This window comes from Pseudomonas sp. LBUM1679, from assembly GCF_059695565.1.
This window is the reverse complement of sequence record NZ_CP166774.1, coordinates 5,156,162-5,180,660: the sequence shown is the minus strand read 5'-3', so window position 1 is coordinate 5,180,660 and position 24,499 is coordinate 5,156,162. Positions and strand designations below refer to the sequence as shown.

Here is a 24,499-nt window from a genome sequence, read left to right as displayed (position 1 = left end):
CGAAGAACGATGACGCGGTATTACAGAGACACCGCGGCGCCTGGTTCGCGGGCAAGCCTCGCTCCTACAGGGACTGGTGAAGTTAGTGGCTAATAGCTATAACTCAAGATAGCCAATGGGCTTTCCCGCACCTGGCGTCTCGAGTTGCGTCTATGTCGTTGAACGCCGTGCGCCCAAAGATCCTGGGGTTTATCAGTGAAGACGTCTCGGCCTGGCTGGTCGCGCTGCTGGTGTTGCTCGCCGGGGGGATTCTCACGGGATTGCTGGCCTGGTCGACGCTGAATCTGTTTCACCAACAATTGCGGCAACGGTTCCAGCTGCTGGCCAGCGAGCGTTACAGCCGTATCGAAGAACGCTTCGAAGACCAGGTGCAGCGCCTCGATGGCCTGCGCCGGTTCTTTGCCAATTCCGACTCGGTGTCCCGGGACGAATTCGACGGTTACACCCAACCTTTGCTTCATCGAACCCAAGCGTACTCGTTCGCTCGGCGGGTGACCCGTGCCGAACGGCCGGAATTCGAGCGTCAGGTGCGCGAAGAAGGGCTGCCTGATTTCACCATCCGGGAACTCGTTGCCGACGGGCAGCTGCAACTGGCGGCCGAGCGGGATGAGTACGTGCCGGTGCTCTTCAGCCAGACCCGGAGCAAGCTCGGCTCGCCACTGGGCTATGACTTGCTGGCCCAACCTTTGCGTCGCGCCACACTTGAACGCGCGGACGCGTCGGGCGGCATGGCGGTGTCGCAGCCGCTGCATCTGATCAGTATCGAACCGGCCTATGCACGCGGTGTGCTGCTGTTGGCGCCGGTGATGTCGCGCAACCGTGCGGGCACGGCGGCAGGCAAACCCTACGGCTATGTGATGGCGGTCATCAGCATGCGCCAGTTGCTGGCGGATGGGTTGCCCGAGGCGGATCATGATTATCTCTCGGTGCGAATCCTCGACTTTTCCACCGACGATCAGCACGAAGTGCTGTTCGAATCCTTCAATACGCCGGCGACCAGCGAATTGTCGGCGACCCGGTTGCTGCGAATGGCCGACCGCGACTATCAAGTCGACATACTGCCCAGCGCGGCTTTTCTGGAGGCCAACCATTCTTCGGTGACCAGCCTGGTGGTGCTGGGCGGTTTGCTCAGTGTGTTGCTCAGTGCCTTGCTTTACGTGCTGGTCAGTCAGCGTCAGCGGGCGTTGAAAATGGTCGAACAGCGCACACATGAACTGCGCGCCCGTGAACAGGAGCTGCGCGGCACCCATGGCCAGTTGCGGGGCGTGCTGGATGCCGCGACGCAGGTTGCGATCATCGCCACCGACCTGCGGGGCATCGTCAGCACGTTCAACGCCGGTGCGGAGCAAATGCTCGGCTACACCAGCGCGCAGGCGGTGGGCCATATGACCCTGGAAAACCTGCACCTGCCCCACGAACTCATGGCGCGCTCGGCGGAGTTGAGCGCGCGTTACGGCAAGCCGATTCCGACCTGCCAGGCGATGCTGGTCGAGGGAGGTGAAGAGGGCGGTCACGAAGCGCGGGAGTGGACGCTGTTGCGCAGCGATGGCAGCCATCTGACGGTGAACATGCTGGCAACCCCGGTACTCGACGAGCAAGGCCTGTGGGTCGGCCACCTGGCGATCTGTATCGACATCACCGAGCGCAAACGGGTCCACGAGGCCCTGGCGGCCCGGGATCTGTTGCTGAAGAAACTCAGCGCCCATGTGCCCGGCGGCATCTACCAATTCAAGATGGAGTTCGACGGGCGCTTCAGTGTGATTTACGCCAGCGACGGTATCCGTGAGATCTATGAGCTGGAGCCCGACGTGTTGTTGCTCAATGCCGAAACGATTTTCACCCGGATTCATCCCCAGGACACGGCCCGGGTCCGCGCCTCGATCCGGGCGTCGGCAGACACCCTCAGCCCGTGGCGCGAAGAGTACCGCGTGCAATTGCCCGTGCGCGGCCTACGCTGGGTCCGTGGCGAGGCGACCCCGGAGGAACTGCCCGGCGGCGGTGTACTCTGGCATGGCTACGTCTCGGACATTTCCGACCTGAAACGGGTCGAGGAAGAACTGCGGGCGCTGTCGGTCACGGACTCCCTGACCGGGATCCACAACCGCCGCTATTTCCAGGAACGCCTGACGACCGAAATGGCCCGGGTCGAGCGCGGTGGCGGCGAGTTATCGGTGATCATGCTCGATATCGACCACTTCAAGCGCATCAATGACCAGCATGGTCACGCAGTGGGCGATCGGGTGTTGCAGGCAGTCTGCGAGCGCATCGGCCATCGGCTGCGCCGCTCTGACGTGTTCTGTCGCCTGGGTGGCGAGGAGTTCATGGTGCTCTGCCCCGGTATCGACGGCAAACAGGCCCATGTGTTGGCGCTGGAGTTGTGGCAAGGGTTGCGCAACACACCGATCGACGACGTCGGGATCGTCACCGCGAGTTTCGGCATTGCCAGCCGGCGGGTCGGGGAGGGGGCGGATGAGCTGCTGCTGCGGGCGGATTCCGGGGTTTATGCGGCGAAACAGGCAGGGCGGGATCGGGTTGAAAGCGAGATGGATTAAGGCTGTTCGCATACCCCCTGTAGGAGCGAGCTCGCTCCTACAAGGGAACTGTGGGTTACAACACCGAAGCCGTTTCCGGCAGTTTCGGCTGGCGATACAAGTCCAGCAGCACCTGGTCCAGCACCGAGGAAGCGCCAAACGGTGCCTTGTCGTTGAGGATCGCCACCACCGCCCAAGTGTTGCCGTTGATGTCGCGGCTGTAGCCGGAGATCGCCCGTACCGTGTTCAGTGTGCCGGTCTTGACATGGGCCTCACCGCGCATGGCGGTGGTCTTCAGGCGTTTGCGCATCGTGCCGTCGGTGCCGGCAATCGGCATCGAGCTGATGAACTCGGCGGAATACGGGCTGCGCCATGCGGCTTGCAACATCGCCGCCATTTCCCGCGCGCTCACACGTTCTGCACGGGACAGGCCGGAGCCGTTCTCCATCACCAGGTGCGGCGCGGTGATGCCTTTCTTCGCCAGCCACTGCCGTACCACACGCTGGGCGGCCTTGGCGTCGTCACCGTCGGCGTCGGTGCGGAATTTCTGGCCCAGGCTCAGGAACAGCTGCTGGGCCATGGTGTTGTTACTGTATTTGTTGATGTCGCGGATGATTTCCGCCAGGTCCGGCGAGAAGGCGCGGGCCAGAACCTTGGCGTCTTTCGGCGTTGGCGCCAGCACATCCTTGCCTTGAATGCTGCCACCCAACTCCTTCCAGATCGCCCGTACCGCACCCGCGGTATAGGTCGCGTGGTCGAGCAGCGACAGGTAGGTCTGGGAGCTGCAGCCATCGCCGAGCTGGCCGCCGACGGTCACGGTCACGCTGCCGTCGGCCTGAGTGACCGGGTTGTACCGTACGCCCCCGGTGCATTGCTTGGAATTGACGGCCTTGACCTGGTTCTCGATGCGAATGCTGGCGATCGGCGGTTCCACCGACACCAGCACCCGGCCGTTGTCGTTACGCGCGACAAAACGCAGGGCCTTGAGGTTGACCAGCAGCGAGTCGGGCTTGACCAGGAACGGTTTGTTCTCGTCATTGCCGTCGTCGTTGAACTCGGGCAGTTGCGGTTGCATGAAGAAGTTGCGGTCCAGCACCAGGTCGCCGGTGACTTGCGTCACGCCGTTGGCGCGCAGGTCGCGCATCAGCAGCCAGAGTTTTTCCATGTTCAGCTTGGGGTCGCCGCCGCCCTTGAGGTAGAGGTTGCCGTTGAGAATGCCGCCGCTGAGGGTGCCGTCGGTGTAGAACTCGGTTTTCCACTGGTGGTTCGGGCCGAGCATTTCCAGGGCCGCGTAAGTGGTGACCAGCTTCATGGTCGAGGCCGGATTGACCGAGACGTCAGCGTTGTAAATGGTCGGGGTGCCAGGGCCGTTGAGCGGGATCATCACCAGCGACAGGGCGCTGTTCGGCATTTTGCTGGCCTTGATGGCCTTTTCGACGTTGGGCGACAGCCCGGTGTTGATGGCAGCGGCGGAAACGGGGAAGGCCAGGGGAAGCAGTAAACCGGCCAGCAACAATGGGCGCAAAGACTTGATCATGTGCAATAAAACCCTACAGCCGAGGGGAAAAAGACGAGGGCATGAAGATGAATTCCCTCAGTGGTCATGAAAGTGTCGGCATTATGCCCCAAGGTGTAGCGGCTTGTGCCGTGCCCTGGCGTTCAATTCCGCTATTTTTTTACCGACGGTAGGCGTGGCGCCGCCGAGAGACGGGCAATCGGCGGCTTAAACTGCTAAAGTGCCGCCCGTTATTACTTATGAGGATTGTTCCAATGGCGACTAACCGTTCCCAGCGTCTGCGCAAAAAACTGTGCGTCGATGAATTTCAAGAGCTGGGTTTCGAGCTGAACCTGGATTTCAAAGAAGATTTGGCTGATGAAGCCATTGATGCTTTCCTCGACGCATTCCTCAAAGAAGCCATGGAAGCCAACGGCCTGGGCTATGTTGGCGGCGACGACTTCGGTCTGGTTTGCCTGCAGAAGCGTGGCTCGGTGTCCGAAGAGCAGCGTGCCGCTGTTGAAGCCTGGCTCAAGGGCCGCAGCGAACTGACCGAAGCGACTGTCAGCCCGCTGATCGACGTCTGGTACCCGGAAAAGCCGATCAATCCGGTAGCTTGATGTCATGAAAAACGGCGACCCTCGGGTCGCCGTTTTTTTTTGCTTTTTTTGTAGGAGCGAGCTTGCTCGCGATGGTCTCAAGGTCGACGCGTTCATTCAGGAAAAACGCGTTATCGTTAACGTCCATCGCGAGCAAGCTTGCTCCTACAGGGCTTTACGCCAATTCAGAATCACCAATGTCAACACCCCCGCCACAATCCCCCAGAATGCCGACCCGATGGAAAACAGCGTCAACCCCGACGCCGTGACCATGAAGGTAATCAGCGCCGCTTCACGCTCCTTCACTTCACTCATGGCAATGCTCAAGCCATTGATGATCGACCCGAACAGCGCCAGCGCGGCAATCGACAGCACCAGCTCTTTGGGCAATGCGGCAAACAGTGCCGCCAACGTTGCGCCAAATACCCCGGCGATGCCGTAGAAAATTCCGCACCAGACGGCCGCCGTGTAGCGCTTGTGGCGATCCTCATGGGCATGGGGGCCGGTGCAGATCGCTGCGCTGATGGCCGCCAGGTTGATCCCGTGGGAGCCGAAGGGGGCCAGCAGCAACGAGGCAATGCCGGTGGTGGTGATCAGTGGCGAGGCTGGCACGGTGTAACCGTCGGCGCGCAACACGGCGATGCCCGGCATGTTCTGCGACGTCATCGCCACCACGAACAGCGGGATGCCGATGCTGATGGTCGCGGCCAGGGAGAAGTGCGGCGTGGTCCAGACCGGCGTCGCCAGTTCCAGATGGAAACCGCTGAAATCCAGCAACCCCATCAAGCCCGACAGTGCCGTGCCGATCAGCAATGCCGCCAGCACTGCATAACGCGGGGACAGGCGCTTGACCAGCAGGTAAGTGAAGAACATCCCCAGCACCAGCGCGGTGCGGTGTTGCGCGGCGACAAAGATTTCGCTGCCGATCTTGAACAGAATCCCGGCCAGCAAGGCCGCGGCCAATGAGGCCGGAATCTTTTTCACCAGGCGCTCGAAGCTGCCGGTCAAACCGCAGGCCGTCACCAGCACCGCGCAGGTGATGTAGGCGCCGATGGCTTCGCCGTAGCTCACGCCGCCCAGGCTGGTGATCAGCAAGGCCGCGCCGGGGGTCGACCAGGCGATGGTGATCGGCGTGCGATAACGCAACGACAGGCCGATCGAGCACACCGCCATGCCGATCGAGATCGCCCAGATCCACGATGAAATCTGCCCGCTGGTCAGGCCCGCCGCTTGCCCGGCCTGGAACATCAGCACCAGGGAGCTGGTGTAGCCGGTCATCATCGCGATGAAGCCGGCGACGATGGCCGAAGGTGAGGTGTCGGCCAGAGGGCGGAGTTGCGTGTGCGTGGCGTCGGTCATGACAGCGGTGTTCCTTATACATACGAAAATATCCAGGGCAACGCAGTTCCCCCTGTAGGAGCGAGGCTTGCCCGCGAAGAACGATAATGCGGTTCAACTGATAAACCGCACCGTCTGCTTCGCGGGCAAGCCTCGCTCCTACAGGGAATCGTGTAAACCACGGATTCTGCGATCAAGCCTAAACTCAAACGTTAGGAATCGTTGCAATACAGCGGAAGCGACAAACAGCCGTACAGTCGTGTTGCCACCGGTCATTGTGTACAATCGCAGTGTTTTTTACGCGATACTTGCCAGTGACCCACTGTGCCGTATTACAGTCACGGTCAATTCGCCGCCGTTCTACCGACTCGAGTGCCCATGAACGAACAGTTGCAGCCCCTAAAGAAACAACCGCGCGCAGGCAAAGCCGGCCGCAGCGGTACCCAGGACGATATTGTCTACGCGCATATCTTCGAGGCCATCCTCGAACAGCGTCTGGCGCCCGGCACCAAGTTGAGCGAAGAAGCGCTGGGGGAAATTTTCGGGGTCAGTCGCACCATCATCCGCCGTGCGCTGTCGCGCCTGGCCCATGAAGGCGTCGTGTTGCTGCGTCCGAACCGCGGCGCAGTCGTCGCCAGCCCGAGTGTGGAAGAAGCCCGCCAGGTGTTCCTGGCCCGGCGTCTGGTGGAGCGCGCGATTACTGAACTGGCGGTGCAGCACGCCACTGCCGAACAGATCGCCGAATTGCGACAGATGGTCGACGACGAGCGCGACAGCTTCTCCCGTGGCGATCGGGGTGCCGGTATCCGTCTGTCGGGCGAGTTCCATCTGAAGTTGGCCGAAGCGGCAAAGAATGCCCCATTGATCAGCTTCCAGCGCAGCCTGGTGTCGCAGACTTCGCTGATCATCGCCCAGTACGAAAGCGGCAACCGTTCCCACTGCTCCTACGACGAACACACCCAGCTGATCAATGCCATCGAAGCACGCAACGCTGAGCTGGCGGTGGATTTGATGATGCATCACATGAATCACATCGACAGCAAGCTCAACCTTGACGAGGAAAGTGCGTCGGATGACCTGCATGCGGTGTTCTCGCATTTGTTGCAGACCAAGAAGCCGGGGCGGCCGGCCGCGAAGCTATAGGTCAGACCGAGTCGCGCCCATCGCGGGCAAGCCCGCTCCCACAGGGTTCAGGGTGGAATGCAAACCTTGTGAACAGCACAGCTCCCACAGGGTTCAGGGTGGAATGCAAACCTTGTGAACAGCACAGCTCCCACAGGGTTCAGGGTGGAATGCAAATCTTGTGAACAGCACGGCTCCCACAGGGTTCAGGGTGGAATGCAAATCTTGTGAACAGCACGGCTCCCACAGGGTTCAGGGTGGAATGCAAATCTTGTGAACAGCACGGCTCCCACAGGGTTCAGGGTGGAATGCAAACCTTGTGAACAGCACAGATCACTGTGGGAGCGGGCTTGCCCGCGATAGCAATATGACAGGCAATAAAAATCCCCCGGGCTGTAACGCGACGGGGGATTTTTTATGCCCGGAATAACCTACCGCTGATGCACCTGATTCCCCGCCGCATAAGTCTGCAGAACCGTCCGGTCATCCCCCAGCGTCATCAACACAAACAACGTCTCGGCAATGTTGGTGGCCTGCTTCAAGCGATAACTCAGCAACGGCGTGGCGTTGTAGTCCAGCACCAGGAAGTCTGCATCAGTACCCGGCAACAACGTGCCGATCTTGTCCTCCAGACGCAGCGCACGCGCCCCACCGAGGGTGGCCAGGTAGAGCGATTTGAACGGGCTCAAACGCGCCCCTTGCATCTGCATGACCTTGTACGCTTCGTTCAACGTTTGCAGCAGCGAGAAACTGGTGCCACCGCCGACGTCCGTCCCCAGACCGACATTCAGCTTGTGCTTCTCGGCCATGGGCAGGTTGAACAGGCCGCTGCCGAGGAAGAAGTTCGAGGTCGGGCAGAAGGCGATGGCCGAGCCGGTTTCTGCCAGCCGGGCACACTCGTCGTCGCACAGGTGCACGCCGTGGGCGAACACCGAGCGCTCACCCAGCAGTTGGTAGTGATCGTAAACGTCCAGGTAGCCCTTGCGCTCCGGGAACAGCGCCTTGACCCATTCGACTTCCTTGAGGTTTTCGCTGATGTGGGTCTGCATGTACAGGTCGGGATATTCACCCAGCAACTGGCCGGCCAGGGTCAGTTGCTCCGGCGTGCTGGTCGGGGCGAAGCGCGGGGTGACCGCGTAGTGCAGGCGACCCTTGCCATGCCAGCGTTCGATCAGCGCCTTGCTTTGCACATAGCTGGATTCGGCGGTGTCGGTCAGGTAGTCCGGCGCGTTGCGATCCATCATCACCTTGCCGGCGATCATCCGCAGGTCCAGCTGTTCGGCGGCCTCGAAGAACGAGTTCACCGATTGCGGATGCACGCTGCCGAACACCAGCGCGGTGGTGGTGCCGTTGCGCAGCAGTTCCTTGATGAAAATGTCCGCGACTTCATCGGCGTGGGCCTTGTCGGCGAACTGGCTTTCGCAGGGAAAGGTGTAGGTGTTGAGCCAGTCCAGCAGTTGCTCGCCGTAGGCGCCGACCATGCCGGTCTGCGGCAGGTGGATGTGAGTGTCGATGAAGCCGGGGGTGATCAGCGCATCCTGGTAATGGGTGATCTCGATGTCGGCCGGCAGGGTCGGCAGCAGTTCACTGGCGTGACCCAGGGCGCTGATCTTGCCGTTATCGATCACCAGCAGGCCATCTTCAAAATACTCATAGGAGGCTTCGATCCCCACTTCGGCGGGATCGGCGATGCTGTGCAGAATGGCGGCACGGTAGGCTTTGCGAGTCAGAGGCATGGTCGTTCTCTATTGATGAGGCTTATCAGTTTGACGCTTTCAGGTTCGTGGCCTGACCGCGGCGCGAAGCAGGCAGCAGCTTGGCGATCGAGGATCCGGCGCTGGCCGTGTGCTGGCCGAAATCGGCGTTGTAGGTGGCGATGATTTCACCGGCGATGGAGATGGCGATTTCCACAGGCAACTTGCCTTTGACTTCGCCGATACCCATGGGGCAGCGCATGCGCTGCAGCACGGCGTTGTCGAAGCCTCGTTCACGCAGGCGGTGTTCGAACTTCACCCGCTTGGTCTTCGAACCGATCAGGCCGAAGTAGGCGAAGTCGTTGCGCTTGAGGATCGCGGCGGTGAGTTCGAGGTCGAGCTGGTGATTGTGGGTCATGACGATGCAGTAGCTGCCGGCGGGCAGGTCGTCGATTTCGTCCACCGGTTCTTCGCTGACGATCTTGCGTACGCCATGGGGGAGCTGTTGCGGAAATTCCGCTTCCCGCGAGTCGATCCAGCGCACCCGGCAGGGCAGGCTGGCGAGCAGCGGCACCAGCGCGCGACCGACATGGCCGGCGCCGAACACCGCGATCTGTGCCTGGACCTGGCCCATCGGTTCGAACAGCAACACGGTCACACCGCCACAGCACTGGCCGAGGCTGGCGCCGAGGCTGAAGCGCTCCAGATGGGTGTCCTGCTTACCGCTGGCCAGCATCTCGCGGCCGATTTGCATGGCCTTGTATTCCAGGTGCCCGCCACCGATGGTGTCGAAGGTCCGGGTGGCACTGATGACCATCTTCGAGCCGGCATTGCGCGGCGTCGAGCCGAGCTCTTCGATGATGGTCACCAGCACGCAGGGTTCACCCTGGTTTTGCAGGTCGGCGAGGGCGTCGATCCAGTTGTACATGTTTCACCTCGACATCTGTGTTGTCTGTTCCGGCCTCATCGCTGGCAAGCCAGCTCCCACAGTGTTTTGTGGTGTTCACAGAATTTGGATTCCACGCAAATCCTGTGGGAGCTGGCTTGCCTGCGATGGCAGCACCTCGGTCTTAGAGCGAAGCCAACTCAGTCTCAGCCTCAATGGCTTTCACAGCCTTCAACTGCCGCATCTGCTCACACCCCCACAACACCCGCTCCGGCGTCGCCGGCGCATCGATTTTCGGCTGATGCCGGTAGTCGCCCAGGCTCGCCACGGCGTCCTTGATTGCACACCACGACGCAATCCCCAGCATGAACGGCGGTTCACCCACAGCCTTGGAATGAAACACCGTGTCTTCCGGGTTCTTGCGGTTTTCCACCAGCTTCACCCGCAAATCCAGCGGCATGTCCGCCACCGCCGGAATCTTGTAGCTTGCCGGGCCGTTGGTCATCAGCTTGCCCTTGTTGTTCCAGACGAGCTCTTCCATGGTCAGCCAGCCCATGCCCTGGATGAAGCCGCCCTCGACCTGGCCGATGTCGATGGCCGGGTTCAACGAGGCGCCGACGTCGTGAAGAATGTCGGTACGCAGCATCTTGTACTCGCCGGTCAGGGTGTCGACGATCACCTCGCAGCAGGCTGCACCGAAGGCGTAGTAGTAGAAGGGACGACCACGGGCCTGGCTGCGGTCGTAAAAGATTTTCGGGGTCTTGTAGAACCCGGTGCTCGACAGCGAAACCTGGGCGAAATACGCCTGCTGGATCAGCGATTCGAAGGTCAGGATGTGATCGCGAACCCGCACGTGACCGTTGTGGAATTCCACATCTTCTTCGCTGACCTTATAGTGCCGCGCGGCAAATTCAACCAGGCGTTGCTTGATGATTTCAGCGGCGTTCTGCGCGGCTTTACCGTTGAGGTCGGCACCACTGGACGCGGCGGTCGGCGAGGTATTCGGCACCTTGTCGGTGTTGGTCGCGGTGATCTGCACGCGGTCCATTTCCACCTGGAACACTTCGGCCACCACCTGCGCAACCTTGGTGTTGAGACCCTGGCCCATTTCCGTGCCGCCGTGGTTCAGGTGGATGCTGCCGTCGGTGTAAATATGGATCAGCGCGCCGGCCTGGTTGAGGAAGCTGGCGGTGAAAGAAATCCCGAATTTCACCGGGGTCAGCGCCAGGCCTTTTTTCAGGATCGGGCTGTTGGCGTTGTAGCGACGGATCGCTTCACGGCGCTCGGCGTACTGGCTGCTTTCTTCCAGTTCGGCGGTCATTTCCTCGAGCATGTTGTGCTCGACGGTCTGGTAGTAGTGGGTGACGTTGCGCTCGGTCTTGCCGTAGTAGTTGGCCTTGCGCACCGCCAATGGATCCAGGGCCAGGTGGCGGGCAATCGCGTCCATCACTTCTTCGATGGCGACCATCCCTTGCGGGCCGCCGAAGCCACGGTAAGCGGTGTTCGACGCGGTGTTGGTCTTGCAGCGGTGACCGTTGATGGTCGCATCGCCCAGGTAATACGAGTTGTCGGCGTGGAACATCGCACGGTCGACAATCGACGCCGACAGGTCCGGCGAGCAACCGCAGTTGCCGGCCAGTTCCAGGGCGATGCCGTGCAGGCGACCGGTGCTGTCGAAGCCGACGTCGTATTCGACGTAGAACGGGTGACGCTTGCCGGTCATCAGCATGTCTTCGACGCGCGGCAGGCGCATCTTGGTCGGCTGGCCGGTGAGGTGCGCGATCACCGCGCACAGGCACGCCGGGCTGGCCGCCTGGGTTTCCTTGCCGCCGAAACCGCCGCCCATGCGGCGCATGTCGACGACGATCTTGTTCATCGACACGTCCAGCACCTCGGCCACCAGTTTCTGCACTTCGGTGGGGTTCTGGGTCGAGCAGTAGACGATCATGCCGCCGTCTTCGGTCGGCATCACCGAAGAGATCTGCGTTTCGAGGTAGAAGTGTTCCTGGCCGCCGATGTGCAGCGTGCCTTGAATGCGATGTTCAGCCGTGGCCAGGGCGTTGGCCGAATCGCCTCGCTGATGGGTGTGACTGTCGAGCACGAAGTGGCGTTTGCGCAGGGCTTCGACCACGTCCAGTACCGGCTCGAGGTCTTCGTATTCGATGATCGCGGCCATAGCAGCCTTGCGCGCGGTTTCCAGGTCTTTCGCCGCGACGGCGAGCACCGGTTGGCCGACGAACTGCACGTCATCGATGGCCAGCAGCGGATCGCCCGGCAGCAAGGGGCCGATGTCTTTCAGGCCCGGCACGTCTTCATGGGTGATGGCGATGCGCACGCCTTCGAAGGCGTAGCAGGGCTTGGTGTCGATGCTGATGATTTTCGCGTGGGCGCGGTCCGACAGCCGTGCGTAAACGTGCAGCTGATTCGGGAATTCCAGCCGATCGTCGATGTACTGCGCTTCGCCGGACACATGCTTGGCGGCGCTGTCGTGCTTGACGCTGCGGCCGACACCGGTGGTCAGGTCCTTGGCGAACAGTTCAGCCAGTTCGGCCTGGGTCTTCTCTACGGCATGATGATTAGACATAAGCGGTCACCCGAGTCTCGATGTGCGGTGTTTGCAGTTCGATGAAGTATTTGCGCAGCAGGTTCTGCGCGCTGAGCAGGCGGTATTCCTTGCTGGCGCGGAAGTCCGAGAGCGGCGTGAAGTCTTCGGCCAGTGCGGCGCAGGCGCGCTCGACGGTGGCGTTGTTGAACGGTGAGCCGAGCAACACGGCTTCGCAGTGGCTGGCGCGTTTCGGGATGGCCGCCATGCCACCAAAAGCCAGGCGAGCGTCGGCAATCACGCCGTTGTCGATGCGCAGATTGAACGCGGCGCAGACCGCGGAAATGTCATCGTCCAGACGCTTGGACACTTTATAAGCGCGGAACAGTTGTTCGACGCTGGCGCGGGGCACGATGATCTTCTCGATGAACTCGCTTTCCTGACGCGCCGTCACGCGATAATCGATGAAGTAATCTTCCAGCGCCATCGTGCGGCGGGTGTCGCCCTTGCACAAAACGATCTGCGCACCCAGGGCAATCAGCAGCGGCGGCGAGTCACCAATCGGCGAAGCGTTGCCGATGTTGCCGCCGAGGGTGCCCTGGTTGCGGATCTGCAACGAGGCGAAACGCTGCAGCAGTTCGCCGAAGTCCGGGTACTCGGCCTTCAAGGCGTCGTAGCAATCGGAGAGGGCGGTGGCGGCGCCGATTTCCAGGCGATCGTCGAACACGTCGATGCGCTTCATCTCGGTGACGTTGCCGACGTAGATCATCACCGGCAGGGCGCGATGGAACTGCGTGACTTCCAGCGCCAGATCGGTACCGCCGGCCAGCAGGCGCGCTTGTGGATAAGCGTCGTAGAGGTCGGCCAGATCGGCCACGGTCAGCGGCACCAGGCAACGCTTGTCGCCACTGTTGAGTTCGCCGATGTCGGTAGGCGCGATGGCTTTCAAGCGGGCGATAGTGTCGGCTTCACGGGCATCGAACTGGTCCGTTTGCTGGCCGCAGCAGGACTGTTCGGCGGCTTGCAGAATCGGCCGATAACCGGTGCAGCGGCACAGGTTGCCGGCCAGCGCTTCGTGGGCCTTATGCGCATCCGGTTGATCGCTGTTCTTTTGCAGCGCGAACAGTGACATGACGAAGCCCGGGGTGCAGAAACCGCACTGCGAGCCGTGGCATTCGACCATGGCCTTCTGCACGCTGTGCAGTTCGCCCTGGTGTTTGAGGTCTTCAACGCTGATCAGTTGTTTGCCATGCAGCGACGAAACAAAGGTCAGGCACGAGTTGAGGCTGCGGTAGCGAATGTACTCGCGGCCGGCGTCATCGGTCTGCAGTTCGCCAACCACCACGGTGCAGGCGCCACAGTCACCGCTGGCGCAGCCTTCTTTGGTGCCGGGTTTGCCCACATGGTCGCGCAGATAATTGAGCACGGTCAGGTTCGGGTCCAGGGCGTGCTCGCTACGGAGTTCCTGGTTTAGTAAAAACTGGATCACGGAAGGCCTCGCAGACTCATTATTGTTGTTAACCGACATGAACCGAATTTAGCAGGTCTGACTTTTCGGTCAATGATTTTCTGACTTAAAGGTCAGGAAATTATCAAATGTCGATCAACGACTGGTTATCTTCATTATTGACCCTCGTTCGCCAGCCTGCTTTTTGCTTGAATCGTGCCAAAAACCACCGGACGGGCACTCCGCCCTGACGGATCAATTGCGCTACACTGCGCCGCTTGTGCAAATCGAAGAGTTTGAAGGACAACCATGACGTTCAAGGCGCCGGACAGCCTCGCCGAGCAAATCGCTCACCACCTCGCCGAACGCATCATTCGCGGCGAAATGAAGCCCGGAGAGCGCATCCAGGAACAGAAGGTCACGCTGGCCCTCAATGTCAGCCGCGGTTCGGTTCGCGAAGCCTTGCTGATCCTCGAGCGGCGCCACTTGATCGCGATCCTGCCGCGACGGGGCGCCCACGTCACCGAGCTCACCGTGCACAAGGTGCAGAGCCTGTGCACGCTGATGAGCGAGTTGTACATCCTGCTCGGCAACGCCGTGGCCAACGGCTGGCAAGTCCAGGCCGACATGGCGCCGTTCGTGCAGATCCAGCAGCGCCTGGCCGCCAGCTACGAACGCCAGGACATCCGCACCTTCGTCGATGACAGCTTCAACGTGATGCGCGCCGCGTATCCGTTTGCCAATAACCCGTACTTGCAGGAAACCGTCGAGAATCTGCAACCGGCCATGAGCCGTGCGTATTTCCTCGCCCTGGACCAGCGCAAGGCCTCGATGAGCGAGTTCCTTGAACTGTTCGAGCGCTTGCTCGCCGCCGTGCTGGCCCGTGACTTCCCGCAGATCCGCGAGGTGCTGACGGCCTATGCCCAGCGCAGCTGCGATCTGGTGGTTTCCGCCCTGACGGACGCTTAAGCGTGCGGCTCAAGTGCATCAAACTGGCGGGGTTCAAATCCTTCGTCGACCCGACCACGGTGAACTTCCCCAGTAACATGGCGGCGGTGGTCGGGCCCAATGGGTGCGGCAAGTCGAACATTATCGACGCCGTCCGTTGGGTGATGGGCGAGAGCTCGGCCAAGAACTTGCGCGGCGAGTCGATGACCGACGTCATCTTCAACGGCTCCACCAGCCGCAAACCGGTGAGCCAGGCGAGCATCGAACTGGTGTTCGATAACTCCGATGGCACCTTGATCGGCGAATACGCGGCCTACGCCGAAATTTCGATCCGGCGCAAAGTCACCCGGGACAGCCAGAACAGCTACTTCCTCAACGGCAGCAAGTGCCGTCGTCGTGATATTACCGACATCTTTCTCGGCACCGGCCTCGGCCCGCGCAGCTATTCGATCATCGAGCAGGGGATGATCTCCAAGCTGATCGAAGCCAAGCCTGAAGACCTGCGCAACTTCATCGAAGAAGCGGCCGGCATCTCCAAGTACAAGGAGCGCCGGCGCGAGACCGAAAACCGCATCCGCCGCACCCACGAAAACCTCGCCCGCCTGACCGACCTGCGCGAAGAACTCGAGCGTCAGCTCGAACGGCTGCACCGCCAGGCCGAGGCGGCGAAGAAGTATCAGGAATACAAAGGCGAGGAGCGGCAGCTCAAGGCCCAGTTGTCGGCCCTGCGCTGGCAGGCATTGAACGAACAGGTCGGCCAGCGCGAAGCGATCATCGGCACCCAGGAAATCACCTTCGAAGCCCTGGTGGCCGAGCAGCGCAATGCCGATGCGGCGATCGAACGCCTGCGCGACGGGCACCACGACCTGTCCGAACGCTTCAATCTGGTGCAGGGGCGCTTCTATTCGGTCGGCGGCGACATCGCCCGGGTCGAGCAGAGCATCCAGCACGGACAGCAGCGCTTGCGTCAGTTGCAGGATGACTTGAAGGAAGCCGAGCGCGCGCGCCTGGAAACCGAATCTCATCTGGGCCACGACCGCACGTTGCTGCTGACCCTGGGCGAAGAGCTGGACATGCTCACCCCGGAACAGGAAGTCACCAGCGCCGCCGCCGAAGAGGCTGCCGCCGCGCTGGAAGAATCCGAAACCACCATGCACGGCTGGCAGGAGCAGTGGGACACCTTCAACCTCTCGGCGGCCGAACCCCGGCGTCAGGCGGAAGTCCAGCAGTCGCGGATCCAGCAGCTGGAAACCAGCATGGAGCGCCTGGCCGATCGACAGAAGCGTCTTGGCGAAGAGCGCGCCTTGCTCTCGGCGGATCCGGAAGACGCGGCGATCCTCGAACTCAGCGAGCAGTTGGCCGCGAGTGAAGCGACCCTTGAAGACTTGCAGGCCAGCGAAGAAGCGCAGGTCGAACGCCTGGAGCAACTGCGTCAGGAGCTGCAGCAAGCGCTGTCGGCGCAGCAGCAGGCCCAGGGGGATTTGCAGCGCCTCAACGGGCGCCTCGCTTCCCTGGAAGCCTTGCAGCAAGCCGCACTCGATCCCGGCACCGGCACCGCCGAATGGCTGCGCGAACAGCACCTGGCGGATCGCCCGCGCCTGGCCGAAGGCCTGAAGGTGCAAGCCGGTTGGGAGCTGGCGGTGGAGACCGTGCTCGGCGCCGATCTGCAAGCGGTGCTGGTGGACGATTTTGCCGCTTTCGACCTGGCCGGGTTTGCCCAGGGCGATCTGCGCTTGCTCAGCCCGGCCAGCGATGGCGCGCGCATCGCCGGCAGCTTGCTCGACAAGGTCGAGGCGCAGATCGATCTGTCGCCCTGGTTGGGGCAGGTCAAACCGGTCGACAGTCTCGAACAGGCCCTGGCCCTGCGCAGTCAATTGAGCGCCGGCCAAAGCCTGATCAGCCGCGACGGGTACTGGGTCGGCCCGCACTTCTTGCGCGTGCGTCGGGCCAGCGAAGCGGAAAGTGGTGTGCTGGCCCGAGGCCAGGAAATCCAGCGCCTGGGCCTTGAGCGCGAAGAGCGCGAAGCCACGGTGGAAACCCTGGAAACCCGTCTGCAGAACCTGCGGGCCCAGCAACGTCAGCAGGAAAACGGTCGCGAGCATCTGCGCCGTTTGCTGCAAGACGAAGCCCGCCAGCAGGGCGAATTGAAAGCCCAGTTGTCGGCCGGTAAAGCCAAGGTCGAACAGCTGACATTGCGCCGTACCCGTCTGGACGAAGAGCTGGTCGAGCTCGGCGAGCAACGCGCGCTGGAGCACGAAAATATCGGCGAAGCACGCCTGCAATTGCAGGAAGCCCTCGACAGCATGGCGCTCGATACCGAGCAGCGTGAGTTGCTGCTGGCCCAGCGCGACAGCCTGCGCGAGCGCCTCGATCGGGTGCGCCAGGAAGCCCGGCAGCACAAGGACCACGCGCATCAACTGGCGGTGCGCCTGGGTTCGCTCAAGGCCCAGCACGATTCCACGCGTCAGGCGCTGGAGCGGCTGGAGATGCAGTCCGAGCGCCTGACCGAAAAACGCGAACAGCTGAGCCTCAATCTGGAGGAGGGTGAGGCACCGCTGGAAGAGTTGCGGCTCAAGCTCGAAGAGTTGCTCGACAAGCGCATGACCGTCGATGAAGAACTCAAGACTGCGCAGATCGCCCTGGAAGATGCCGATCGCCAATTGCGCGAAGCGGAAAAACGGCGTAACCAGGCCGAGCAGCAATCGCAATTGATCCGCGGCCAGCTCGAACATCAGCGCATGGAATGGCAAGCCCTGACCGTGCGCCGCAAGGCCCTCGAAGATCAGTTGCACGAAGACGGCTACGACCTGCACGGCGTGCTTGCCACCCTGGTGGCCGGGGCCAACGAGAAAGACGCCGAGGAGGAACTCGAACGCATCGCGGCGCGGATCCAGCGCCTGGGCGCGATCAACCTGGCGGCCATCGACGAATACCAGCAACAATCCGAACGCAAACGTTATCTGGATGCGCAGAACGACGATCTGGTGGAGGCGCTGGACACCCTCGAAAATGTGATTCGCAAGATCGACAAGGAAACCCGAAACCGCTTCAAGGATACCTTTGATCAGATCAATGCCGGTATTCAGGCCCTTTTTCCAAAAGTTTTCGGTGGAGGCAGCGCGTATTTGGAACTGACGGGCGAAGATCTACTCGATACAGGGGTAACGATCATGGCGCGGCCGCCAGGAAAGAAGAACAGCACCATCCATTTGCTCTCCGGTGGCGAAAAAGCCCTGACCGCATTGGCCCTGGTATTTGCCATCTTCAAGTTGAACCCAGCGCCGTTCTGCATGCTCGATGAAGTTGACGCGCCACTGGATGACGCTAACGTTGGGCGCTATGCACGGCTGGTAAAAGAGATGTCGCAGACGGTGCAGTTCATCTACATCACCCACAACAAGATCGCCATGGAAATGGCCGATCAACTGATGGGGGTGACGATGCACGAACCGGGTTGTTCGCGTCTGGTGGCGGTGGATGTCGAGGAGGCGATGGCGATGGTCGATGCCTGAATTTCGGGCTTGTAGGACAATGTAGGATTCAGTATTCGTGAGCAGCGGGACGAATTACCGGTCGCTACTTGCTGGCCAATCGACATATTCGATCAAGCCATCGAGACAGACGGTGTAAAGTTGCCTTGGGTCGTGCTAGTTTAATGTCAATTTAGCGTATGCGTGGGCAAAACGCCTGTCAGAACATAGAGTTGGCGCCACGTTTTAAAGCGGTTTACCAGTTGTAAACCCCTTATTTTTCAGCATTTTTTATAGAGGCACGGGATTACATGGAAATCGGTCTGCGCGAGTGGCTGATCCTCATCGGCATTATTGTCATTGCCGGGATTCTTTTCGACGGCTGGCGCCGCATGCGCGGCGGCAAGGGGAAACTGAAATTCCGTCTTGACCGCAATTTGTCCAATTTGCCGGACGAGGACACCAGTGCCGAGCTGTTGGGCCCGCCCCGGGTGTTGGATACCCATAAGGAACCGCACCTGGACGAGCACGATCTGCCGTCGGTGAGCATGTCGGCCCGTGAACAGCGCGAATCAGGTGCCAAGCGCGGCAAGCGTGGCCAGGGCGAACCCTCCCAGGGCGACTTGAACCTCAACCTGGATCTGGAAGGCGGCCCGAGCTTCAGCAGCCGTGACGACGATTACCCTGACGACACCAAGACCTCGGGCTCGGCCACCGACAGGGAACAGCCGCAAGCCGAAGAAGTGCTGGTGATCAGTGTGATCTGCCGCGACGCCGCCGGCTTCAAGGGCCCGGCGCTGTTGCAGAATATTCTGGAAAGCGGCCTGCGCTTCGGCGAGATGGACATTTTCCACCGCCACGAAAGCATGGCCGGCAACGGCGAAGTCCTGTTCTCGATGGCCAATGCGGTCAAGCCAGGCGTTTTCGACCTGGACGACATCGATCACTTCAGCACGCCGGCGGTGAGCTTCTTCCTCGGCCTGCCGGGCCCGCGTCATCCCAAGCAAGCCTTCGACGTGATGGTGGCTGCGGCGCGCAAGCTGTCCCAGGAACTGAACGGCGAACTGAAAGACGACCAGCGCAGCGTTTTGACTGCCCAGACGATCGAGCATTACCGTCAGCGCATCGTCGAATTCGAACGCCGCGCCTTGACCCAGAAGCGCTGATTTTTGTAGGAGCCAGGCTTGCCGGCGAAGGCGTACGTGAGATCGCCTTCGCCGGCAAGCCTGGCTCCTACAGTGATATGTACAGTATCAACAGATTGAGCAGCCTCGGCTGCTCTTTTGCTTTATGAGAGAACACCCATGACCGCCGCCAACAAACGCATTCTAGAGCTGCGCGCTGAGCTGGATCAGCACAACTATCGCTACCACGTGCTGGACGAGCCGAGCATTCCGGACGCCGAATACGATCGGTTGTTCCACGAGCTCAAGGCCCTCGAAGCGGCCAACCCCGAATTGATCACCAGCGACTCGCCGACCCAGCGCGTCGGCAGCGCGGCGCTGTCGGCGTTCACCCAGGTGCGCCACGAAGTGCCAATGCTCAGCCTCGGCAACGCCTTCGAAGAAACCGACATGCGCGAGTTCGATCGCCGGGTCACCGAAGGCCTGGATCTGCCGACCGGCGACTTGTTCGGCAGCGCCGCCGCGGTGGAATACAGTTGTGAGCCCAAGCTCGATGGTCTGGCGGTCAGCCTGTTGTATCAGGATGGCGTGCTGGTGCGCGGCGCGACCCGCGGCGATGGCACCACCGGTGAAGACATCAGCGTCAATGTGCGCACGGTGCGCAATATCCCGCTCAAGCTGCATGGCAGCGGCTGGCCGGCGACCCTGGAGGTGCGCGGTGAAGTGTTCATGTCCAAGGCCGGTTTCGAGCGGCTCAACGCCACGCAGCTGGAAGTCGGCGGCAAGACCTTTGCCAATCCGCGCAACGCGGCGGCGGGCAGCTTGCGCCAGCTGGATTCGAAGATCACTGCCAACCGTCCTCTGGAATTCTGCTGCTACGGCATCGGCCAGATTTCAGCGGATATTGCCGACACGCACATTGGCAATCTCAAGCAGCTCCAAGCCTGGGGCCTGCCGATCAGCCATGAACTGAAACTGGCGTACGGCATCGATGAATGCCTGGATTACTACCGCGATATCGGTGAGCGCCGTAATGCGCTGTCCTATGAAATCGACGGCGTGGTGTTCAAGGTCAACAGCATTGCCTCCCAGCGTGAACTGGGTTTCCGCGCGCGCGAACCGCGCTGGGCCATCGCGCACAAATTCCCGGCCATGGAAGAACTCACCGAGTTGCTCGATGTGGAATTCCAGGTAGGCCGTACTGGCGCGGTGACGCCGGTGGCGCGCTTGAAACCGGTCAAGGTGGCCGGCGTCACCGTGGCCAATGCGACCTTGCACAACATGGATGAGGTCGCGCGCCTGGGCTTGATGATCGGCGACACGGTGATCATCCGTCGCGCCGGCGACGTGATTCCGCAGGTGGTGCAAGTGGTCACCGAGCGCCGCCCGGATAACGCGCGGCCGGTGCAGATTCCCGAGCAGTGCCCGGTGTGCGGTTCCCATGTCGAGCGCACGCAGCTGGTCAAGCGCAGCAAGGGGCGCGAGACCATCAGCGAAGGCGCGGTGTATCGCTGCGTCGGTCGGCTGGCCTGCGGCGCGCAACTCAAGCAGGCGATCATTCACTTCGTCTCCCGTCGCGCCATGGACATCGAAGGCCTGGGCGACAAGAGCGTCGAGCAACTGGTGGATGAAGGCCTGGTGAGTTCGCCGGCAGACCTGTATGCGCTGAAGTTCGACGACATTGTCGACCTGGAAGGGTTTGCCGAGTTGTCGAGCAAAAAACTGCTCAGTGCGATCGAAGACAGCAAGCAACCAGGCCTGGCGCGCTTCATCTACGCCCTCGGGATTCCCGACGTCGGCGAAGAGACCGCCAAGGTGCTGGCACGCTCCCTCGGTTCGCTGGAGCGGGTCCGGCAGGCCTTGCCGCAAGTGCTCACGTATTTGCCGGATGTCGGCTTGGAGGTGGCTCACGAGATCCACAGCTTCTTCGAAGATGCGCACAACCAGCAGGTGATCACGGAACTGCTCAAGCACGGCCTGCAGATTCAGGACCAGGGCGAGCTGGGCGCCGAATTTTCCGCCAGCACCACCCTTGGCGGTTTCCTCGACAAGCTGCACATTCCCTCGGTAGGGCCGGGCGGGGCGCAGAAGCTGGCTGACAAATTTGGTTCGCTGGAAGCGGTGATGAACGCCGACTGGCTGGACATGCGTCAGGCGTTGCCGGAAAAGCAGGCGAATTCGGTTCGGGAGTTTTTTGCGCAGGCGGCTAATCGCCAACTCGCTGAGGCCGCCGAAAAGCAGCTGAGCGATTTCGGCATGCACTGGCAGAGCGAGAAAAAAGTCGTCGAAGGCTTGCCGCTGGCTGGCCAGACCTGGGTATTGACCGGTTCGCTGGAGCTGATGAGCCGCGAGGTGGCCAAAGACAAACTCGAAAGCCTGGGTGCCAAGGTGGCGGGCTCGGTGTCGGCCAAGACCCACTGCGTGGTTGCCGGACCGGGGGCCGGTTCCAAGTTGACCAAGGCCAATGAGCTGGGGTTGAAAGTGCTGGATGAAGAAGCGTTTGTCGTGTTCCTGAGCAAGCACGATATTTCCGTGTGATGCCATTCGCGAGCGAACCCGCTCCCACACGATCACCTGCATACAGATGTATTGTGGTGAACGCCAATCCCTGTAGGAGCCGGCTTGCCGGCGAAGGCGTCGTCATGGGCGCTGCAAGGCTCAAGACCGCCTTCGCTGGCAAGCCAGCTCCTACATGATCACCTGCATACAGATGAATTGTGGTGAACGCCAACCCCTGTAGGAGCCGGCTTGCCGGCGAAGGCGATGTCAGCCCTCGTACAAAAAGCGGGAACGATCGATACCCATTCATGATCTAGTCTTGGCCAGTCCCAGGGAGAGATCGCCATGTACCGCTTCTTCGAACAGCTCAGCTCACGCATCGCCGCGCCGTTCATGGCCGAGAGCCCGCGCAACAGCAAAGTCTGGCAGTGCCGATGCGGGCAGTCGCTGTTCTTTCGCAACAGCCAGTGCCTGGCCTGTTCGGCGGCCTTGGGATATCAACCCGAGCAGAGCCGCCTGTCCTCGCTGCAGCCCGGCTTGCAGGCGGACACGTGGCTGCTCGACGCCGATCCCGAGGCGGGTATCTTCCGCCGCTGCGCCAATCTCGACTCCCCGGCCGCCTGCAACTGGCTGCTCTCCGCCAACGACCATGATGCGCTGTGCATCGCCTGCAGCCTGAACCACACCATTCCCGACCTGTCGATTGCCGAAAACCCCGAACGCTGGCGCAAGGTCGAAACCGCCAAGCGGCGTCTGGTCGCGCAGTTGGTCAGCCTTGGTTTGCAGGTGATTGCAAAAAACCAGGATGAAGAGCACGGCCTGGCTTTCGACTTCATCGGCGTCGACCTCGAAGGCCAACCACCGACCACCGGCCACGCCAATGGCTTGATCACCCTCGATATCAAGGAAGCCGACGACGCCCACCGCGAACAGATCCGGGTGCAAATGCATGAACCCTATCGCACGCTGCTCGGGCACTTTCGTCACGAGGTCGGGCATTACTACTGGGACCGGCTGATCGCCAACAGCCATTGGCTGGAACCGTTCCGCGGCCTGTTCGGCGACGAGCGCGCCAGCTACGCCGATGCCCTCGAGCGCCACTATCAGCAAGGCGCGCCGCTCGACTGGCAACAGCAGTACGTCAGCGCCTACGCCACCATGCATCCGTGGGAGGACTGGGCCGAAACCTGGGCGCACTACCTGCACATGATGGACGCCGTGGACACCGCGTTGGGGTTCGGCATGAGCGCCCGGGAACTGGACTTCGACTACCAGCCATTTCCCTCCAGCACCCTCTACGATCCACAACATCCCGGAGGCGCGGCGTTCCTGTCCTTCGTCAACGCCTGGATCGAACTGGCCGGCATGCTCAACGAACTGTCGCGCAGCATGGGCCAGCCGGATTTCTATCCCTTCGTCCTGCCACCGGCAGTGATCGCCAAGCTGCACTTCATCCACCTGGTGATCCAGCAGGAGGGCGGCAGGGCGGATGAGGTGTTGGCGCAATAGATCAACAGATCGCAGCCTTCGGATGCATACCGCCCCCTTGTAGGAGCTGTCGAGCGAAGCGAGGCTGCGATCTTTTGATCTTGCCGTTGCCGTTTCCGTTTCCGTTCCACTGTCCGAGCTATCGGGGCGCTGCATTCGTGAACAACTCAAAACGCCGAAGGCTGCGATCTTTTAAAGGCCGCTGCATGTCCTTGAGCCGACTCATTTTTTTTAATCTGGCCGAACGGTTGTAACTTCGTCTCAGATAGGTACAATGGCGCGGCTCGCCAACAGGTGAGCGTCGTTATGGTGACCCCATCGGTCCCCCCGCAACGATTACCCGTGAACCTGGTCAGATCCGGAAGGAAGCAGCCACAGCGGGAACATTGTGTGCCGGGGTGTGGCTGGTGGGGTTACCACCTTAACGAACCGCGGATCCCTCTCGCGTTTTCTGTTCAAAACTACTTTCCTGTTGCTCTGCCATGGACATCGTTCCGGGGCGGATTTTTGTCGTTTCCGATGTTTGAAATCGTACTGAACAAGGAGGCCGACCTGCCTCATCTGACGAGTCGGCCTCCTTTTCATTTCTGCGCTTTTCATATCCGCACTTTTCATTTACGGACTAAGGCTTGGACAAGGCCTGGTCAACCGCTGCAATCAGCTTTCCCAGATCCTTCGGGGTGGCTTTATGAATGACACCGAACAGGTACGCCCGCTGTTCATCTTCATCGCCCGGATCGGCGAAGAAGGCTTTCAGCTTCACCCCCAGCACATCGGCAAGCAGGAACAGGGCGTCCACGCTGGGGGTATAGGTGCCGGTTTCGAAGCGGCTGATGGTTTTGGGGTCAAAACCGGTTTTTTCGCCGAGTTCAGCCTGAGTAAGCCCCGCGACCTTGCGGTAGCGCCGTATGGCTGGACCCAAACTTGAAATTTGCATCGCTCGATTCCCATTTAGAATCAAGAACTTAACGATAGATTTTTGCGTATGACAACTGCATGATCCATCACCTTGCCTTGCAAAATGTGATGCATTTCGTAGAATCGCCGCTCCGAAAGGGTAATCGGTCACTTGTTCTCGACAGTGAGAGTGATGCGAAAGCGCCAGTATTGCGCGCACAGGCAAGGTTTGCAGACAGTCACAAAGCCGCACTGAAATCTTGCAGAATGCTCGCTTAATTCCCTGTTGCTGCCCGTTCACCGGGACTTTGAGATTAGTTGATCTCAGGCTGTCCGGGGGAACATCAAACGCTGTTCATGGAGTGATCACGTGTTTCTGCGCAGTCCGTCTCAAAACATCTCTTCCGGGCATCCTGCAC

15 protein-coding genes and 1 other RNA gene are annotated in these 24,499 nt (G+C 60.9%); 9 read left to right on the top strand and 7 right to left on the bottom strand.

What is annotated here, in order from left to right; translation table 11 throughout:
- Positions 1 to 152 precede the first annotated feature (152 nt).
- Positions 153 to 2,552, top strand: coding sequence for a sensor domain-containing diguanylate cyclase (locus tag ACA062_RS23415; RefSeq protein ID WP_497453228.1), 2,400 nt, complete (start codon positions 153 to 155; stop codon positions 2,550 to 2,552).
- Positions 2,553 to 2,607: 55 nt separating this feature from the next.
- Here the strand turns inward: ACA062_RS23415 and dacB are convergent, their stop codons facing one another.
- Positions 2,608 to 4,068, bottom strand: a complete 1,461-nt coding sequence (gene dacB, locus ACA062_RS23410) for a D-alanyl-D-alanine carboxypeptidase/D-alanyl-D-alanine endopeptidase (RefSeq protein WP_497453227.1) — start codon at positions 4,066 to 4,068, stop codon at positions 2,608 to 2,610.
- Positions 4,069 to 4,301: 233 nt separating this feature from the next.
- Here dacB and ACA062_RS23405 point away from each other — a divergent pair, with 233 nt between their 5' ends.
- Positions 4,302 to 4,646, top strand: a complete 345-nt coding sequence (locus ACA062_RS23405; RefSeq protein ID WP_007896965.1) for a YggL family protein — start codon at positions 4,302 to 4,304, stop codon at positions 4,644 to 4,646.
- Between the two features lie 144 nt (positions 4,647 to 4,790).
- Here the strand turns inward: ACA062_RS23405 and ACA062_RS23400 are convergent, their stop codons facing one another.
- Entirely contained in the window at positions 4,791 to 5,984 is a 1,194-nt protein-coding gene (locus ACA062_RS23400) for a benzoate/H(+) symporter BenE family transporter (protein WP_497453226.1), read from the bottom strand.
- 357 nt (positions 5,985 to 6,341) lie between these two features.
- Here ACA062_RS23400 and ACA062_RS23395 point away from each other — a divergent pair, with 357 nt between their 5' ends.
- Positions 6,342 to 7,106: a GntR family transcriptional regulator gene (locus ACA062_RS23395; protein WP_497453225.1), complete on the top strand. Its 765-nt coding sequence runs from the start codon at positions 6,342 to 6,344 to the stop codon at positions 7,104 to 7,106.
- Between the two features lie 410 nt (positions 7,107 to 7,516).
- On the opposite strand, the gene guaD is transcribed toward ACA062_RS23395, so the two are convergent.
- The 4 genes from guaD to xdhA all read right to left on the bottom strand — a co-directional run bounded on the left by guaD (position 7,517) and on the right by xdhA (position 13,696).
- Positions 7,517 to 8,821, bottom strand: coding sequence for a guanine deaminase (gene guaD, locus ACA062_RS23390; RefSeq protein WP_497453224.1), 1,305 nt, complete (start codon positions 8,819 to 8,821; stop codon positions 7,517 to 7,519).
- Between the two features lie 25 nt (positions 8,822 to 8,846).
- Positions 8,847 to 9,707: a xanthine dehydrogenase accessory protein XdhC gene (xdhC, locus tag ACA062_RS23385; RefSeq protein ID WP_497453223.1), complete on the bottom strand. Its 861-nt coding sequence runs from the start codon at positions 9,705 to 9,707 to the stop codon at positions 8,847 to 8,849.
- Between the two features lie 142 nt (positions 9,708 to 9,849).
- Positions 9,850 to 12,249, bottom strand: a complete 2,400-nt coding sequence (gene xdhB / locus ACA062_RS23380; protein WP_497453222.1) for a xanthine dehydrogenase molybdopterin binding subunit — start codon at positions 12,247 to 12,249, stop codon at positions 9,850 to 9,852.
- Complete coding sequence (xdhA, locus tag ACA062_RS23375; protein WP_497453221.1) at positions 12,242 to 13,696, bottom strand: xanthine dehydrogenase small subunit; 1,455 nt, start codon at positions 13,694 to 13,696, stop codon at positions 12,242 to 12,244. The genes xdhB and xdhA overlap by 8 nt, the downstream gene beginning before the upstream one ends.
- A gap of 267 nt (positions 13,697 to 13,963) precedes the next feature.
- On the opposite strand from xdhA, the gene ACA062_RS23370 reads away from it, so the two are divergent.
- The 6 genes from ACA062_RS23370 to ffs all read left to right on the top strand — a co-directional run bounded on the left by ACA062_RS23370 (position 13,964) and on the right by ffs (position 23,596).
- The gene (locus ACA062_RS23370; protein ID WP_497453220.1) at positions 13,964 to 14,623 is read left to right on the top strand and encodes a GntR family transcriptional regulator; all 660 of its coding nucleotides are present in this window, start codon (positions 13,964 to 13,966) and stop codon (positions 14,621 to 14,623) included.
- A gap of 2 nt (positions 14,624 to 14,625) precedes the next feature.
- Positions 14,626 to 18,114, top strand: coding sequence for a chromosome segregation protein SMC (smc, locus tag ACA062_RS23365; protein ID WP_497453219.1), 3,489 nt, complete (start codon positions 14,626 to 14,628; stop codon positions 18,112 to 18,114).
- Positions 18,115 to 18,383: 269 nt separating this feature from the next.
- Entirely contained in the window at positions 18,384 to 19,238 is an 855-nt protein-coding gene (gene zipA, locus ACA062_RS23360; protein WP_497453218.1) for a cell division protein ZipA, read from the top strand.
- Between the two features lie 138 nt (positions 19,239 to 19,376).
- Complete coding sequence (gene ligA, locus ACA062_RS23355; protein WP_497453217.1) at positions 19,377 to 21,734, top strand: NAD-dependent DNA ligase LigA; 2,358 nt, start codon at positions 19,377 to 19,379, stop codon at positions 21,732 to 21,734.
- A 306-nt stretch (positions 21,735 to 22,040) separates the two neighbouring features.
- The gene (locus tag ACA062_RS23350; RefSeq protein WP_497453216.1) at positions 22,041 to 23,204 is read left to right on the top strand and encodes a zinc-binding metallopeptidase family protein; all 1,164 of its coding nucleotides are present in this window, start codon (positions 22,041 to 22,043) and stop codon (positions 23,202 to 23,204) included.
- Between the two features lie 295 nt (positions 23,205 to 23,499).
- Positions 23,500 to 23,596, top strand: an RNA gene (ffs, locus tag ACA062_RS23345) — signal recognition particle sRNA small type.
- 209 nt (positions 23,597 to 23,805) lie between these two features.
- On the opposite strand, the gene ACA062_RS23340 is transcribed toward ffs, so the two are convergent.
- Complete coding sequence (locus ACA062_RS23340) at positions 23,806 to 24,120, bottom strand: helix-turn-helix domain-containing protein (protein WP_497457480.1); 315 nt, start codon at positions 24,118 to 24,120, stop codon at positions 23,806 to 23,808.
- Positions 24,121 to 24,499: the final 379 nt, after the last annotated feature.

Excerpts from the sequence above, each read along its gene's own strand:
- ACA062_RS23415 (WP_497453228.1), top strand. The coding sequence starts at position 153 with ATGTCGTTGAACGCCGTGCGCCCAAAGATCCTGGGGTTTATCAGTGAA.
- dacB (WP_497453227.1), bottom strand. The coding sequence starts at position 4,068 with ATGATCAAGTCTTTGCGCCCATTGTTGCTGGCCGGTTTACTGCTTCCC.
- ACA062_RS23405 (WP_007896965.1), top strand. The coding sequence starts at position 4,302 with ATGGCGACTAACCGTTCCCAGCGTCTGCGCAAAAAACTGTGCGTCGAT.
- ACA062_RS23400 (WP_497453226.1), bottom strand. The coding sequence starts at position 5,984 with ATGACCGACGCCACGCACACGCAACTCCGCCCTCTGGCCGACACCTCA.
- ACA062_RS23395 (WP_497453225.1), top strand. The coding sequence starts at position 6,342 with ATGAACGAACAGTTGCAGCCCCTAAAGAAACAACCGCGCGCAGGCAAA.
- guaD (WP_497453224.1), bottom strand. The coding sequence starts at position 8,821 with ATGCCTCTGACTCGCAAAGCCTACCGTGCCGCCATTCTGCACAGCATC.
- xdhC (WP_497453223.1), bottom strand. The coding sequence starts at position 9,707 with ATGTACAACTGGATCGACGCCCTCGCCGACCTGCAAAACCAGGGTGAA.
- xdhB (WP_497453222.1), bottom strand. The coding sequence starts at position 12,249 with ATGTCTAATCATCATGCCGTAGAGAAGACCCAGGCCGAACTGGCTGAA.
- ACA062_RS23370 (WP_497453220.1), top strand. The coding sequence starts at position 13,964 with ATGACGTTCAAGGCGCCGGACAGCCTCGCCGAGCAAATCGCTCACCAC.
- zipA (WP_497453218.1), top strand. The coding sequence starts at position 18,384 with ATGGAAATCGGTCTGCGCGAGTGGCTGATCCTCATCGGCATTATTGTC.
- ligA (WP_497453217.1), top strand. The coding sequence starts at position 19,377 with ATGACCGCCGCCAACAAACGCATTCTAGAGCTGCGCGCTGAGCTGGAT.
- ACA062_RS23350 (WP_497453216.1), top strand. The coding sequence starts at position 22,041 with ATGTACCGCTTCTTCGAACAGCTCAGCTCACGCATCGCCGCGCCGTTC.
- ACA062_RS23340 (WP_497457480.1), bottom strand. The coding sequence starts at position 24,120 with ATGCAAATTTCAAGTTTGGGTCCAGCCATACGGCGCTACCGCAAGGTC.